Source organism: Leptospira yanagawae serovar Saopaulo str. Sao Paulo = ATCC 700523 (assembly GCF_000332475.2).
GTDB lineage: Bacteria > Spirochaetota > Leptospiria > Leptospirales > Leptospiraceae > Leptospira_A > Leptospira_A yanagawae.
The window spans coordinates 150,713-168,090 of the sequence record NZ_AOGX02000016.1 but is presented as its reverse complement, the minus strand read 5'-3'; the positions used below and the strand labels follow the sequence as shown (position 1 = coordinate 168,090).

The 17,378-nt window shown below is 36.2% G+C and carries 9 protein-coding genes; 5 read left to right on the top strand and 4 right to left on the bottom strand.

What is annotated here, in order from left to right; all coding sequences use genetic code 11:
- Together LEP1GSC202_RS10745 and LEP1GSC202_RS19465 are read right to left on the bottom strand one after the other, a co-directional pair.
- A complete protein-coding gene (locus LEP1GSC202_RS10745; RefSeq protein WP_244147709.1) occupies positions 1-2,250 on the bottom strand; it encodes a fatty acid desaturase in 2,250 nt (749 codons plus the stop codon).
- A 257-nt stretch (positions 2,251-2,507) separates the two neighbouring features.
- Complete coding sequence (locus tag LEP1GSC202_RS19465) at positions 2,508-4,037, bottom strand: hypothetical protein (RefSeq protein ID WP_015677706.1); 1,530 nt, start codon at positions 4,035-4,037, stop codon at positions 2,508-2,510.
- 194 nt (positions 4,038-4,231) lie between these two features.
- Here LEP1GSC202_RS19465 and LEP1GSC202_RS10735 point away from each other — a divergent pair, with 194 nt between their 5' ends.
- The 4 genes from LEP1GSC202_RS10735 (at position 4,232) to LEP1GSC202_RS10720 (ending at position 11,000) form a co-directional block, all read left to right on the top strand.
- Positions 4,232-7,843: an adenylate/guanylate cyclase domain-containing protein gene (locus tag LEP1GSC202_RS10735; RefSeq protein ID WP_015677796.1), complete on the top strand. Its 3,612-nt coding sequence runs from the start codon at positions 4,232-4,234 to the stop codon at positions 7,841-7,843.
- Complete coding sequence (locus LEP1GSC202_RS10730) at positions 7,806-8,492, top strand: response regulator (protein ID WP_425256022.1); 687 nt, start codon at positions 7,806-7,808, stop codon at positions 8,490-8,492. The genes LEP1GSC202_RS10735 and LEP1GSC202_RS10730 overlap by 38 nt, the downstream gene beginning before the upstream one ends.
- Positions 8,492-10,393 (top strand): 7TM-DISM domain-containing protein, encoded by a 1,902-nt coding sequence (locus tag LEP1GSC202_RS10725; RefSeq protein WP_015677752.1) that lies wholly within the window; start codon positions 8,492-8,494, stop codon positions 10,391-10,393. The genes LEP1GSC202_RS10730 and LEP1GSC202_RS10725 overlap by 1 nt, the downstream gene beginning before the upstream one ends.
- A gap of 343 nt (positions 10,394-10,736) precedes the next feature.
- On the top strand, positions 10,737-11,000 hold the full coding sequence (locus LEP1GSC202_RS10720) for an RNA recognition motif domain-containing protein (protein WP_039928810.1): 264 nt from the start codon (positions 10,737-10,739) through the stop codon (positions 10,998-11,000).
- 136 nt (positions 11,001-11,136) lie between these two features.
- On the opposite strand, the gene LEP1GSC202_RS10715 is transcribed toward LEP1GSC202_RS10720, so the two are convergent.
- Positions 11,137-14,838, bottom strand: a complete 3,702-nt coding sequence (locus LEP1GSC202_RS10715) for a LamG-like jellyroll fold domain-containing protein (protein WP_015677715.1) — start codon at positions 14,836-14,838, stop codon at positions 11,137-11,139.
- Positions 14,839-14,999: 161 nt separating this feature from the next.
- Positions 15,000-16,211: an NAD(P)/FAD-dependent oxidoreductase gene (locus LEP1GSC202_RS10710; RefSeq protein WP_015677801.1), complete on the bottom strand. Its 1,212-nt coding sequence runs from the start codon at positions 16,209-16,211 to the stop codon at positions 15,000-15,002.
- 363 nt (positions 16,212-16,574) lie between these two features.
- Between LEP1GSC202_RS10710 and LEP1GSC202_RS10705 the strand changes: the two genes are divergently transcribed.
- Positions 16,575-17,342, top strand: coding sequence for an OmpA family protein (locus LEP1GSC202_RS10705; RefSeq protein ID WP_039928854.1), 768 nt, complete (start codon positions 16,575-16,577; stop codon positions 17,340-17,342).
- Positions 17,343-17,378 lie beyond the last annotated feature (36 nt).

Sequence of the window (17,378 nt, the reverse complement as noted above, 5' to 3'; positions counted from 1 at the left end):
CTATTCCTTGTTAGATGCAATTAACTTTTCAATTCCACTTTTTTCATTTGCAATTTTTGCTAATTCCAATTCTTCCGGACTTGCAAATTTTTTATCCCATTCCATTACTTTTGGAATCATAAGATAATGCCAAAGCGGAGGAATGAGAGCGACCACTATGGTTGTCAAATACCCACTGATCATCATAGGCGCATTAGGATAAGGTCTTAGGTCTTGGTAAGCTACTTCACCTTGTGCATGGTGGTGTGAATGTCTTGTTAGATTAAACATCGTCCACGAACTAATTCGTTTGTTTGTATTCCAGGAATGTCTAGGTTGAACAGGTTCTTCTGGTAATCGGACCATACCATAGTGTTCCATGTAATTTACGATTTCGAGTAATGTTTTTCCGAACAATCCGGCAGCGATAAAAAAGAACATTCCAGATATTCCACCAATCAAATACGCTAAACCAACTAAACATAGGCTCATCAAATGGCCACGAAGGAAAGCATTGTGGTAGGAGATAGTTGATAAATTCTTTCTCTTTAATCGTTTTACTTCGATTTTCCATGCGCTGATATTCCCTTTGATCGTAGAAGCGAGTATATGGTAATACACATTCCTTCCTCGGGGTGCAGTGGCAGGGTCTTCTGTTGTAGAAACATAACGATGGTGACCATACACATGTTCAATGGAAAAAATTGTATCAAAACTAAACGCAAGTAACCATCTACCGATAAACATGGAAATGGGATCCCAAGTTCTGTGAGTCAATTCATGGGCGGTAATAGTGCCAACAAGCCCAATCATAAGGCCCGTCAAAATCACCGCATAAAAATGAACTATTGTTGGAGTGTTTGCTTTTGCTAAATTGAAATCATATTCAAATAAATCTGTAAGCCATGATCCAAATCCCAATGTATCAGTCGGACTAACTGTCCAGGTAGAACAAAAAAAGATAAGGCTTAGAATTGGTAACGCCATCCATAATTGTAATGTTAATACTTCTGGTTTGGAATAACTTGGAGTACTTTTATCATCACCAGAGACGGCATCCCCAACAATGTAGAAGAAGAGTAAGGAAAAAAATCCAATTGTCGTGTAAGTTCCTCCCATTAATAAACTGACAACAGAAGTGAGACCAACCGCATGGAATAAAAAGAATTTTAGGTAATCAAAGAAATTGGCTTTGTTTCTCGATTTTTTATCATCGATTTGTAAGCTGAGACTGTGGTCGATGGTTGTGAATCGATCGGCAAAAATTGATTGTTTATCAATTCCAGATTGGAGAAGTTCTTTTGTCGCAGCATCCACCATTGGTGGGGGGCCACATAAATATGCTTCTGAATCTTTTGTTAGGTGATCTTTGATCTTTGATGTGACAAGTCCTCTTTCACCTTTCCAAGAACTGTTTTTTGGTTCTTCGGATAATATAGGAACAAAGGTGAATTTTCCTTTCCATATTTTCTCAATTTTTTGGATTTCATTGGTTTTGTATAAATCTTCTTTCTTTCGAGCTCCAAAAAGCAATGTGAGCGGCCGTTTGGTGCCGTTTAAAATTCCTTGTTCTAGTATGGCAAGGATAGGAGCAAGACCACTTCCACCAGCGACCATAAGAATTGGATTTTTGTTTTCTCTTAAATAAAAATTTCCAAATGCACCTTTGACTTTTGCTTTTTTGCCAACCAATGACTCATTAAAAATATAATTGGATAATTTTCCATTGGGAACTTTTCGAATGATGAATCGAACTATACCTTTCTCGTTTGGCGCATTGGCAATGGAGTAATTCCTTTCTGCCTCCATTCCTTCGATGGAAAGTGATACATATTGGCCTGCCTTGAAATTAAGTTTGGTATCTAGTTGGATGGAGATTTCGCAGATTTCATCAGTTAAGATCTTTTGTTGGAATACTTTCCCATAAATGGTTTCTTTATTTTCAACTTTAATACTAACATCTGTTTGAGGAATGCTTTGGCAGGCTAAGATATATCGATTGTCTAATTCTTCATCTGAAAGTAGATACCCAGTTTCTGTGAGTTCTTTTACTTTGCCTTCAACGAGTTGGCATTTGCATGTGGCACAACCTCCCACTCGACAGCTATGGGGGAAATCGATGCCGTGGCGTAGGGCAGCGCTCAGTATGTTTTCCTCTGGACGCACTTGAATCGATGTGCCATTGATTTTTACTTGGTTCGTCAATTTTTCTGTGTCTTGTTTTACCGAATCTTTCGCTTTCACACTGCTTGTTCGATCTGTTAGGAACATATCCAACTCCTTTCTTTCCATCGCGATGGTTCACTTGGCAGGAAACCGGCTTTAGCCCTCTTCTTCAATTTATATCGCACGTTCGTTATAAATAGAATAAGTCAAAAATAAGTCAAACATTAAATTTGTGTTTTTTTTGAGAAAAAATGCCTTCTTCCCTGGGAAGCACCGGGTAGAAAACTCGTATGGATGCTGCTAAAAAGAAGGAATGAGAGAGCGGAGAGGGGATTGGACGCTAAATTTCCCGATTGACCAGCCTAATGCTCTAACGGAATGAGAATGGGATGATCGTAGTCCCAATGCCAGACAGACGGTCCAGTTTTCCCATTGATGAGGGGAATGAGAACCAATTCGGGATCGGGGTGCCCACTGGCATCGATTTGGAATTCGAACACAGTACCCACTTTTCCAAAAACATAACGTTTTTTTCCTTTTGTTCTTTCAAATTCCCAACCATAGGCATCGTTCGGATTCATTTTAAATCCAAATCCAATCCGCTCTTTCTGTTTGGAATTGTCCGCAAAAAAGAAATAGAGATCTTTTTCTTCGAGGAAAATTTCCATAAATGGTTTTGCGGAGGCCAACATCCCATATAATATTTTGTCTTTTTGGAAAAAACGAAATTCTACATCCAAGACCTTTTGATTTTTATGATTTCGCAACAAAATGGGTTTTGTTTCTATAAAATCCCAATCATCTTTTAAGCCGTCAAAGATGATTCCATGGTTGCGAATTTTACTCTGCAGATAATCACGATCGTTTGCCTCGATTGGACTTGTGCCTAATGTCAACTCTGCGTAATCACCTAATCCGTCTTTGTCGCTATCCCATTCTTTTGGATTCGTTCCTATTTTGAATTCTTCAAAATCAACGAGAGAATCACCGTCACTATCTTTTAAGATGGACCTAGTATCCATTTGGTAACCTGATTGTAAAACCCAACCAGAAAGGAAATTTTCCCATTTGAAGTCTTTTTGAATTTTTAATAAAGTGAAAACTCCTTTGGATTGATGATCCAATATGGCTTGAGAAGGGGCGATAAAGTAATCATGCCAAGTCTCATGATTTGGATTCATTAGCGAAACCAAAAAGTTTCGATACCCTTCGGTGCCCAATTCTAAAAAAAGTAAATATTGGATTTTAAACGATTTTTCATAATATAAAGGAAAGTTTGTTATGATATTTTCTATTCCTTTCGCTTTGTCTCCTAACGGAGAATCGTTTTTCGGCAATGGATTGAAAAATCCCCACCATGACTTGATTTTATGAATTTCTAATTGATTTAAATCTAAATTTCCGCCCATTGCCATAGCGATTGGTAAAAAACTACTAACCCCTTCCGATATCCATCTTGGGTCTTGGCCAAACCACCAATGACCAATTTCATGATAGAGTAATGGTGCTTGGATGGGAAGTTCTGGATCAGGGAAAGCGAAAGGAAGGTAAATGATTGCACCTTCATTCCTTGCAGTTGTGCCGTCAGTTAGGTCTTTAATGGTTAAAACCTTGCCTTTTGGAGCAACGTTTAAATATTCCGCCACCTTAGGTATATAAGCTGCTGAAGTTTCCAACACTAGTTTTGCAAACTGACTTTTTATTCCCTCTGGTTTGTACAATACCCGAATGGTTTTCGATTCACCTAAAACTTGGATGGTTTTTTCTTGTGACTCCAATCCTTTTTCATTTAACGATTCAGAAGTATCCAGGAGATTCGATTTGGGAATCGTCTGAGACAGAGAACCTAAACAAAATGTTAAGATGAGACAAAGGATAAATCGTAGTTTCATGAGACCAAAATTTTATCTCACCATTGATTTTAGAAAAGCAGTTTCTTAAAATTCTTACAAAAACCCCCTAAACTGGGGGTGACTTCTAGTGAAATATTTATTTCCAAAATGAGGATTTCTGAAAGGTTCAAACGAATTCTTAGCAAAGGTTTGATGACTTTGCGGAGAAAACCGTAAAAACAAAAGAGGATTTCATGGTATCAATTCCTGAACTTTCAATCCATCCAACAGCGATTGAATACTTTTGGCACAAACTTCCTTGGGCCATTCCAAACTTTCTTACTATCTTTGTAGGTTTGGCGATCATGGCATTAGGAATTCTTGCCATTAAAAGAACAAATGATCGTCCTTTGTTATTTTCCTTTATCTGTTTTGCGTTTTCTTTTACCTCATTAGGATTTGTTTTAGCTACCCGCGCAGTTTTACAGGACCAATCAACCATACTGTTTTGGAATCGTATCGGTTATCTTGGTGTCATTTTATTATCACCATCGGCATCTTTTTTAACATATTATCTAACTAAAAAGAAATATAGTATCTTAAAGTTTACAGGTTTAATTGCACTGGTTACAGTTTCGATCGCCTTATACGGAATATGCACTCAATTTGATTTTAATGGTAAATGGTTTCATTATGAATTTGGAAAATATCCAGTTGCAGATTTTCCAATAAAATTGTGGGGACTATTTTCAGCAGTTAATTATTTGTTTGTTTTTGGTCCAACATCAATACATTTTTTGAGCAAACATAAATCTGAATTTGAATCCAACAAAACATTATTTTTAGGATTACATATTTGCGGAATACTTGCAATTACAAACTTGCCGAGTTTGGTCGGTTATCCTGTATTCCCTTTAAGTAGTTTTGCTTTTATTCCTTTATCCATTTTAGGTTATGGGATCTTTCGATCAGATTTTCTGAATTTAAATGATTTATTATTCAAACAAAGAGGTTTGTTTTATTTTTTATCAGGATTTATAACTACCATCTTACTTGTAATAGCCTTTATTGTTTCGTTCTACCTTCATCCTAATCTGCAACTAACAGCATACTTACGTCCGTATTTTTTGGTGCCACTCCTTTCTAGTATAGTCGTTTTTGCTTTGGCAATTTTCATTGCTGGCAGTAACCCCGACAAAAAATTGAATATGTTAGCATCTATTTCCTTTTTTTTGGCAGGAGCATTCACGATCGTGATGGTCATTTTAAAATTTGATATACCACTGATTGTTACGAGAAGGATAGAACAAATTTTTTACACCTTGTTTGTTTTTACGCCAGGAATCCATCTTCGATTTTGTTATGCGTTATATGAGAAGAAGTCACCTAAACAAATGCGAATTTTCGATTTTTTTTCGTTCGTTTTGTCAGGTTTACTTTGGACTCCGTATTTTTTTAGTGGTTTTTTTGAATATAATTTTGGTAAAATTTCAGCTGGTGGAATTGGCCTCAATGCTTTTGGAATTTTAGGCTTTATTGGGATTGTATTTTTTTTAAAAGATTGGATCGAGTTTAGAAAAGAATACAAGAATCGATTGGCAAATTTGATTGTACTCTTTTTATTTATGGGAGACTTTTTAATATTACTCAATTTGCCAGCTACCATGGGTATACCAATTTACACATTAGGTGAATTGCAGTTACTTCCAGCGCTTTTTATTTCCATCTTCATCATTAAATTGGGTGCCATCCCAATTTCAGGACAAGCTACTTTAATTGGAAATCGAGTATCACTTATGATTTTATTTTTTATACCGATTACAATGTCCTTTTATGTATTAAATCTTATCAATTCATTTCCAGTAAGTGTGGCGATCTATCACGCCATCTTTGTTGCCTCTCCCATTGCTCTTGCATTTTACTTAGTTTCGTTTGTGTTTTTGCGATCCACAGCTGTGAAGTTGGACCAAACGATGTTAGCATTGGCAGATGAAAAAATCAGGACTGACCAAGCTCTGATTGAATCGGAAGGAGCAAAAAAAGAAATTGAGGCCATCATCCAACTTACAAATTTAATCAACTCTGAATCCGAATTAGCAAAAATCATTAACGCCATTGCAAACTATGTAAACCAAAAATACGGAATTCTTGCCACTTGGTTATTTCTGTTGGATGAAAACAAAGAAGAGATCAGAAGTGTCTATGCTGAAACCTTTGTGGAAGCAACAAATGAACAAAGAACATTTGTAAATAATTTACGTATCCCTCTAGATGAAACCGGAGGAATTGCCTATTTAGTTTGGAAAAGAAAAAAAAGTATGTTACTTTCGTTTGTGAAAAAATTTAATTCTGAAATTGATAAAAGAATTAGTGAAGGTGTTGGTGCAACTTCATTTTTGCATGTCCCTTTGGTTTTAAACAATGAAACAATTGGGATCATTATGTTTTCAAATTTTGATAAACGTTTAGACATTTCAAAAACGGAATCAAGGTCCATTGAAAGGCTTTGCGCACAGGTTTCAGGTGTCATCCAGAGGGTTCATCTACTCAAACAAACCGAAAAACAAAAAAAAGATATCCTTGCTCTGAATGATCTAATCAAAAATCTAAATGAGAAAATGGACATCCATTTGATTATGAAAAAGGTACATCGGTATGTGAAAGAAAATTTCAATATCATGTATTATTCGTTACTTGTTGCAGACAGCGAAAAAAAATTTTTACGATTCGTCGATATGGAAGTGCCTGAAAACGTTACAGAGTTTCAGAAAAAACGAATCTATGATATGAAAATTCCAATCAAAGGCTCAAAAGGAGCACATGAATTATCTTTGCGTAGAAAAAAACCGATTTATATACCGGATCGAATTGGAAGTTTTGAAAGATGGTTATCCGATGACGATAAATGGGTACAAGAAGTTTGTAGTATCCGATCTTTTATTTTTATTCCAATGATATTAAATGGAGAAGTAGTTGGAATTTTGGATTTATCAAATTCCGAAAGTAAATTGGACTTAACGGATGAAGATATTTCCAATCTTTCGATTCTTGCAGAGCAACTCGCTGGTATTATATACGGTTCAACTCTTTTTAAAGAGCTTGAGATTTCTCGAAATATTGCGGAAGAAGAAAGGAATAAAAACGAAAAATTATTACTCAATATCCTTCCGGTTGACATCGCGCAAGAGTTAAAAGAAAAAGGTGCCACTGAACCTATCTTATATGAAAATGTCAGTGTAATGTTTACTGACTTTAAAGGATTCACTCAAATAGCCGAAGTTTTGTCCCCACAAGAACTGATTCGTGATTTAGATGCATGTTTTGTTCAGTTTGATAAAATCACAGAACATTACAAACTTGAGAAACTGAAAACCATAGGAGATAGTTATATGTGTGCAGGTGGAATTCCAAAACGAAACCATACACATGCAATCGATTCCATTCTTGCGGCATTGGAAATCCAATCATTTATGAACTTGATGAAACAAATCAAAGCAGACCAGGGCCTACCTTTTTGGGAATTACGTTTGGGCATCCATTCGGGCCCTCTAGTAGCAGGTGTCATTGGAGAAAAGAAATTTGCATACGACGTTTGGGGAGATACGGTAAATACAGCTTCAAGAATGGAATCCTCCGGAACTCCAGGAAAAATTAATATCAGCGGAACAACCTATGATATGATAAAGGATATTTTTGATTGTGAATACCGAGGAAAGGTAAATGCCAAAAACAAAGGGGAAGTGGAAATGTTTTACGTGTTAGGATTAAAAAAAGAATATTCCCTTTCGGAAGATACACGAACACCAAACGAACGTTTTTGGAAATATTATGAAACTATGGCAGGAACAAGAGAACATGTCGCCTAATTCTGAAAATAAAATGGAACTAAGTCAAATTAAAGTTGGTATCTTGGAGAACGATGAGTTCTTTTTGGAAGAATTAAAAAATCGTATTTCAGAACTTACGAATGTATCGGAAATACTTTCATGGGAGACCGGTGAAATATTATTACGTGATCCTCGTCACAAATCATTAGATATTTTATTTTTAGATATTATGTTGCCAGGAATGAGTGGTATAGAAGTTGTAAAAGTATTATCTGAGAAAAACGAAAATATCAAAGTGATTATGTTAACCAACATGAATTCCGATGAAATGATTTTTAATTCAATTAAAAACGGGGCACTTGGTTATCTATTAAAATCCGAACTTGGTCAAATTAAAAGTATAGTAGACGTAGTATTAGGTGGCGGTGCATATATTACTCCTACCATTGCACTTAGGGTATTTTCTAGTTTTCGAAAACCTATTGATAAACCTAAGGTTTATTTAACAGATAGAGAGAAGCAAATTTTGGAATTATTGGTAAAAGGGAAAACCATTCCTTTGGTCTCAAAATTCTTAGACCTGAGTGAACATACTGTACAAGGGTATGTAAAATCCATTTATCGAAAATTGCAAGTGCACAATCGTTCTGAACTTGCACTTAAAGTACATGAGTATTCCATATTGTAATGAATTTTTATTCCAAATTTTTTTTAATTTTAATTCTTTCTATTGTTCCATTGCATTGTTATCGGAATTTAACTCCAAAAAATCAGAAGGAATCGATATTAGATTTATCGAATGTAGAATGGGAATCGGATGTTCCTATCAATTTATCTTCGAACTGGGAATTTTATTGGAATGAATTATTGGAACCTTCTGATTTCCAAACTCTGTCTTTAGTAAGTGTTCCTGTTGTGGATTTTCGTCCATGGACCAATCTTGAAATCACAAAAGAAAAATTCCCTGCTAAAGGTTTTGCTACCTATCGCAAAAAAGTGAAAGTCCAAAAAAAGTCAGATCCAATCCACTTAGAGCTTTATTTTTCTCACTTATACACTGCCTCAAAGGTATACATCAACGGGAAATTGGAAGTGGAAAAAGGGAAAGTATCGTTGGATGAATCTCAAATTGATCCAGATAGAACCAATACTTCAATTCATATTGAATCCAACCAAGAAGAATTAGAAATTGTATTACAAATTGCGAACATGTCTTTTTATCATGGTGGGCCTAGAAGCGAATTTTTAATTGCATCACCAAAACAAATGTTATTATTTAAAAGTAAAAGTTTGTTAGTGGAAATTTTTGTTTTTGGTTTGATATTTGGTTCAGCTCTGTATCATTTGTTTTTTTATTTTATCAACAGAAAACAAAGAAGTTTTTTGTTTTTTGCATTTGTTTGTATTACATTTTTAATTCGAATCCCTTTTCTCAATTCGAAATCATATGAATTGTTTTTTCCTGTTTTGAGTTTTGATTTTCAGACCAATTTGTTGCATTTTGTAAACATTGCCACATTCCTTTTTTCAATTTCTTTTTTAAGTGAATTGTTTAAGCCTTACAATTATCCGTATGTGAGATATACTTTTTATATTGGCGCTTTTTTTGCTTGTTTCACACCATTAACACCTGTTTCGATTCAACATTATTTAAATTTGATTTATATCATTGTATACCTTGTTTTGTTTTTGATATTTTCAATTTTTTTATTAATCAAATATCGAAATGAGGCGCAAGGATTTTATTTTATGGCCATGGGACTTTTTTCCCTCGCTGTATTTTGTTTTTTAGCGATCTCTCTGAACTACTACGGTGTACAGGGTGGATTGTACTTAATCATAGGTTATCTATTTTATGTTGTGTTTCAGAGTGCCTCCCTTAGCCAATATTTTGCTTTTGCCATCGAGTCGAGAGCAAATATCGAAATGAGACTTCACAAAGAATCTTTAAATGCATTATCGAAACAAAGGGCTGAGATGCAGTTGATGGTTCATGACCAATTAGGTGCCAATTTGACAGATTTGAAAGTATATGTGGAAAGGCTAATTTCTGGTTTAAATAAATCATTAAATGAGACATTCGGCTTGGAAAACATTAACCAACGAGTTGTTTCAATCATACAGTCCCTCAGAAATCAACTCCTATATATCGAAGATTTAAATTTGATTTTTGAGAATTTTGTAACAGGAATTCAGTTAACATTGCTTAGACGCTATTCTGATGTTGGGCGAGAATTTGAATTTGTTCCTTCGGATGAATTTGTCAGTTATTTTTCTCAAATCAGAATAACAGGTAAAAATCAAAGTCATTTTCTGAATATTTTTTATATGTTATATGAAGTTTGTACGAATGATATAAAGTATGGAAAAGGGGAATCAATTTGGAATCTTCATTATTCAAACGGAGAATTTTTGATACATCAAAAGAATCTGATACGAAATTCTGAACTGATCGAAAAGGTAAATCCTGAATTAAAAAGTATCAAACAAAGATTGGTGCAACTCAAAGGAAGGTTGCATGTTCAGATAGAAGCTGGAATTTATGAGTTGAGGATTTATTTTCCTGAAGATCGAAGTATTCATTTCTAAAAGCTTCGATTTGGAACATTTCCCTCAGAAAAGATATGATGATAGCCAAAGCCAATTCCTTTTGAAAAATAAGACAATAATTGGATTTTCACAAAAAACGTATGTTAAATGAAAAATTTAATAAATTTGTTTGCTATTAATATGTTCTATATTTATTATGGTAACAGATTCAAAATATTATCGTTTTTTTAACTACTAAGTATTCCTCACTTTCTTGCATTCTGATCGCTTTTCTTAAGTTTTCCCCTGCATTTTCGTTGTGTTTTTACCTGATTTCTTCACTGGAAAGTTGTTTCTAATCCTCTAAAATTTCCGAGTCAAATTAAACTATTAAGGACATCACATGTCAACTAACATCTATGTAGGTAACCTCTCTTACGAAATGACCGAAACTAAACTTAACGAACTATTTTCAGTTCATGGCTCTGTTTCATCAGCAAAAATCATTACTGACCAATACACTGGCGGTTCAAAAGGATTTGGTTTTATCGAAATGAAAGATCGTAATGAAGCAGATAAAGCGATCAGCGATTTAAACGGAAAAAATATTCTCAATCGTGAAATGAAAGTGAATATTGCAAAACCAAAAACAAACAACTGGAACTAATCATTCCAATGGATTCACTTAGGTATGGATGGAAATTCCATTGGACTACCTAAGTGAGTTTGATTTCTTCTATATCAAACTTTGATATTAAAATCCCTTTAATTGTAACTTCCTTTTTTTAATAAACGATTCTTCGTTATGGACAGGTATGTCCTAATTTTAATTTGTATTTACTAGATAAATAACATTCCACAAGTTCTCTATCATTTTGGGTTAATACTTGGTCGAAGTAAAGAAAATCGCCAATGCTTCCATTCAGATAATCACCGTTAGCTGGATAAACTCCCGAATTCCAAAAATATCGCCCCATACTCAAATCACCTAAAGCACAATTGTAGGCAGTACCTGAAGAAGGTGTTACCGCCACACTGGATCCAAACTTATAAATGTTTCCCGTTGTTCCATTGTGCTCGAGTGTCAATAGAATGATTTCACCAAGTGAGCTACTGAATGGAGAAGAAGTGATGACTTTTGGTGGATTGCCAAGTTGTAAGTCAAATAAACTAACAAGTTTATTTGTAGGAGTTCCATCAGGTAAATACAGAAGTTTTGCACCATTTTGGAAAATACCATCACTGCCTGACATCTCCGTATCATTGTAAATGGCAAAAATTGTATTAGATGAAGAAAGTAAAGAGGCCGAACACGCCGTTGAAAGATAAGTGGCGTCAGTTCCGATAAAACGAATACCAGGTGATCCATTCAAAATATTTGCGTTGAAAATTGGCTGGGAACTAGGCGTGGCTTGCGTCAGGTTTAGATTGTTTCGACTACGATCATTCCACGCATAAACACAGTTAGCTCCTCCATTACAGGCCCCTGCACCAAAACTGGCACTCTCAGGTAATAAAAAAAACTTTAGGCTACTACTAGCGATTGTTTGGTTCCACGCGGTAACCTGTGTAGGGTAGTATCCTGAAATTGCTCTAATCTCTGATACGGATAAAGTACGGTCATAAATTCTAACATCATCGATATCGCCAGAAAAATATCCAGTTGGTGTGATCAAACGACCAATATTGAGAGTAGAGCTGACGCCTGTACTCCAAGAACTTTTTCCTTCAGAATGGCGAAGAGTCCCGTTTTCATACACGAAGGCTGTGGTTCCATCGTATACACCACAAAGATGGATCCACTGATTTAAAAAATCTTCTTGTATGACTTTTGCTTCATCATTCCATCCCAACATCCCAACTTCTGGTTGTAGTAAAACAAGACCGCTAGCCGTCGAATCAAGAGCCGTACCAAAACTGATAATGTATTGGGCAGCTGTACTAGATGATTTGAACCATGCACAAATAGATCGACTGCTTCCACCGATAGGCAAACCGTTTGGATTTGATTTTTCAAAATAACTAGTCCCATTAAAATAGTATGCTGAACTTGGGAAACCATTCCGATCCGTTGCAGTGGCTACAATTCCAAAGGATGTGAGATCGTTTGCATAATTTCCGTAGTCTTTTCCATTTCCATTGAATGGGTAATAAGAAATTAAACCTGATGGAACCTGAATTGCTAATTTTTGAATGGCATCATCATCCAATGCACCATTAAAAAATTGAACATTTGAAATTTTCCCTCTGAAATGAAATCCACTTCCATTATCACCGACCTTAAAAGTGTTAGTTGGTATTAATGGGTTTGTTGCATAACCTATAAAATCGGCCTTTCCATTGATGTAAATTTGCCAATTACCAGCAAATCGTCGCATAGCCACATGCGTCCATTGATTTGGAGAAACTTGCATAAATGAAGCTGGACTAAACAAGTTACCATTCGCAATTCTAAGAGAACCAGAACTTTCGATTACGAGACCATATCCATCAGTGTCTGCCAATCCATTGTAAAATATAAATTGATTCGTTATTTTTCCCGATGTATGTATCCAAGCTGAGATGGTTAAATTGTCTGTGATTTGTGATACAATGGAAGAACTTTCTATGTATTGAGTAGTTCCATCAAGTTCAAAGGCTCCATTGGACAATCCATTTTCATCCCTCGTAGTGTTAGGTGCTCCAACCAAATTCCCATCGTTTGTACCAACCGAATCATTTGTATTTCCATCAAAGGTATAATGTAACAATTCGGCTGGTTGTAAATACCTGATGGAATGATTTCCGCGGTCCGCAATGTAAATGGTTTGCCCATCGGTTGCGATATAACCTGGAAAATTGAGTAAACCATTTCCAGTTGCATTGTCCGCATATCCGGGTACACTTCCAACAAGAGTTGTTACTCGATTTGTGGTTAGGTTTAAATGTCTGATCCGATGCCCTAACCATTCTGAAATGAATAAATTGGTTCCATCCGTTGTCAAACCGTGTGGGTCATTGAATTGCGCAGATGTTCCAATCCCGTCAGTGGAAGCTTGTACACCATCACCAGCAATGGTATCAACTGCATTGGTTCCCGCAAGTGAGATCCTTCGAATTTTATAACCACCACCGGCACCCACATCTGATACATATAAATAATTACCAATACCAACAATGGCGATCGGTGAAACAAAACGAGCACTCGTGCCAACTGGGCTGTTGGCAAACGAACAGAGACCAACACCACCAGCAATCGTTGCGACTGCAGTCGTTGTGGGATTTAACGTACGAATTGTACAATTATTCCGATCAACGATATAAAAGATTCCGTTATGTAAAGTCATCCAAGACGGATTTGAAAATGAAGCAAGGATACCTGAAGTATTGTCCGATGAGCCAGCATTTCCAGAACCAGCCAAAGTGGATACGGAAGTTGTTGTTAGGTTGATGATCCGAATTCGATTTCCGTTACTTTCTAAGACAAACAAATTATTACCATTTGTTGTCAGTCCCACGGGACCATTGAATTGTGCAGCTGGTCCGACACCATCCAAACAATTGGTGATCAAAGTGCCTGGACAAGGAGTCCCTCCACCTGAATTTCCACCTGCTAAAATCGTCGTGTTTCCATTCACTTTGTCGATTCTTCGAATCACTCCATTTGCCGTATCTGCAACATATAAGTAATTTGCATCAGCAGCCATCATACTTGGCGTATTAAAGCGTGCTAATGTACTGGTAGTGCTTGTTACGGCAACTCCAGGAGCGGGTCCCAAACCTCCATTGTTTGTTGGGAAAGAACCTGCGAACGTTCTCAAATATGCCTTTTGGTTGATTAAACTGGATCCGATATCAGTTGAGGAGACAGAAAATAAATTACCACCAACATTATAACCAGATACACAAGTGATAAACACTGTGACATTGGCAACACCAATGGTTCCCACTGAAAGAGAAGGGTTGTCAAAAGAACAAACTGTACCTACCGGTTGCGATGAAATGGTAACGGCATAATTAGAACCACTTGGTTGGACGATTGAAAATTTTTGAAATCCATTCGCTGAAAAATTGATTGTATCGGCACCATTATTTTGAACATCAATAGAACCAGTAATGCCTGTTACGTTAACACCTACTTCATAAAATCCAACTCCAAGCCCACAGGTAACATTTATATTTGTGATCGGTGAATTTTGAACGATACCTTGTGCATTTGCAATTGTACAACTGAGTCCAACTCCATTTGTTGTTAGGTTAACATTATAACCATCTCCCGTATTTAATCTTCGGGGAAATGTAAAATTCCCATCAGCTGAGACTGTAATGGTATCACTTCCATTTGTTAAAGTGACTGAAGTATTGGCGATAAGACCAGAAACAACTCCGCCAAGGGTTTGTCCTGTAAACTGAGTGCTAGTAAATATCCGAAGGAATGCAAAAAAATCAAGTGAGCTACGGGAAAGTTTAGGAAAGGAACAGGCCGTGGAGAAAAGACAAACCAGTAGCAAAGTAGATCTTTTCATTTGGTTTCTCCCCAATAAAGGAAAGGATCATGGCCCTTGGAAAATAATCAAGAAATTATCAAGGGAAATCCATTTGCCTTCGATTCGGAGTGTCCCATTGGGAAAGTGTATGGTCTAAAGACGCTCAAACCAATGGGATCCCAATGGAAACAATCCAATCCTTAGGGGAGATGGACGAATCCTTTTTTGTTTTTCCATAACATGTATTTTTCTAAAATGATTTTACCAAAATTGTACAAAAGATTGGGGATCATCAATTCAAATTGTCTTGGCTTAAACAGATGGTTTGTAAGGATCCAAACTTCCTTTTTGCCAGCGTCCATGATACAAATGCCAGGGATCTTTCCAAACGGCATTGTTTTGAATTTCCTAGTCCCTTTGATATCGTTACGAATATTTTCAGCGACAATTTTACCCATCACATCGGAAGGAAAACCAGTTTTGGGAACACCGAAAGGAGCTGCCGATTTTTTGAAAGGTGCAATGACTTCCACTGCAAGTCCAGCTGCATAAACATTTTTATAATGAATGTGTTGGTAACCATCGTTTGTGACAACAAAGCCTTTATCATCTATGAGTTCTGGAGAATTTTTCATCACATCGGCTCCCAAAAAAGGAGGGATCATCATGGACATTTTGTACGGTATTTCTGTTTGGTCACCTAAGGTGATTTTGTTTTTTTCAATTTTTTGAATCGTAGCATTCGTATGCCAATTGATATCATAAAGTTTCATAAAAAGTTCTAACATCGATTGGCCACCTAGAATTCCTCCTATCCCAAAATGACCTAAAAACGGTTCAGGTGTCACCCAAGCGATTTTTACTTGGTTACGAACTCCACGTTTTCTGAGGTATTTGTCCAAATTGAATAGGTATTCATATGCGGCACCCATACAACTTGCACCTTGAGTTGCCGCTACTACAACTGGTCCTGGATTTTTAACAATCTCCTCAAATGCAATGGCTGCTTTTTCTGCAAGTTCGGGTGTGACAATGCATTGGATCATATTCTCTTTTGGATTCAGATTGGGTAAGATATCAAAATTGAGAGAAGCCCCTGTTGCAATAATGAGATAATCATAACTCATTTCACCGTTTTTTTCTGTGATCACTATGTTTTTATCTGGTAAAACTTTGATCCCACGGTCTTGGATAAACTTAACACCTTTTTTATTTAACATTGGTTCTACGGGAAAGGTAATATCTTTTACTTTTCTGGATCCAAACGGAACCCAAATAAGGGAGGGAACATATAAAAATTGAGATGTTGGTGATACTACTGTTACTTCTACTTCATTTCCTAATTTTCTTTTTGTGGAAATGGCTGCAGTGACTCCAGCAAAATTACTACCCAAAACTAAAATAGATTTCATTAAAAATCCTCCATATACAATACAGGGTATTCTATATGACGAATCAATCCAAATCTTTTCATCAAATTGATTTAAAAACCATCTCGACTTCATTTAAACTTAGAATCATTCAATGAAAATAGGGTTCCAGAAGACCGGGAGAAAGACTTTGTTTGTGAGTTCTTAAAGAAGGCCTCTTATTGAGAATGGTTCTTTCTCGTATGGTTTACAAATACAGTAACATTTGTTTGGCTTAGGATTGGATAAACGAGTTTGTGAACTGATCCCCATCCCGAATTGAAATGTGGTTATAATTTTCGTAACTCGGGAAAAATGGATCGGAAAATGGTTTTCATCTTTGGCAAGGATCGCAAAACTTTCCGTATGATGGAAAAAACTTTAAAAGCGAATTGGAAACAAACATTAGGTAGTTTATGTATTGCAATATTGGGAATGGCTTGTTCTTGGAATGGAATTCCTTTGGAGAAGAAAAAACATATCCCGATATCTGTTCCCTCCAGTTGTGAACCAAATTTGGAAACAAGAACCTATCGAATTTTATTTTTACTCCCAGTTTTCACACGTGACATTGGGACGGAATCCAATCTCAACCCTAACGATGCTTTTGTTGTGGAAACAAAAGCGTATGCAAAACCTTGGGACATCGTTGTCACAACATTAGGGTTTTTGTTTTCTGTTACTTCATCGTCTGAAATTAGTGTTGTCTGCCCCAAACAAGTTGTCCTTGAATCATTGGGCAAACAGGCTCCAGGCCAAACGATGGTTTCCAAGTTCCCTTTTTGGCAGGCAAGTGGAAGTCCATCTCCCATCCAATCCATTTCTTTTCCACCTGACGATTATAAATTAACGGAAGAAACGAAGGAAAAATTAATCCAACTGACAAGAGATTTACTCAAATCGGAAACAAATTTTAAAATTGTTTTGGTTGGTAAGTCTCATACTTCCGGTGATATTGCCTACCAAACTAGACTCGTAAAACGTCGGTTTGATGAGATTCGACAAGTATTGGTTTCAGAATCGATTTCAGAAGATCGGATTTTTCCTTTGATGGCCGAAAGAGAGAATAAAACTAGTTTGGATAAACAAGAAGAGAATCAATCTGCGATATCCATTTTTCTAGTCAAAGAATAAACCTTTATTTTGGGAACGAAACTGAATGGATCAACC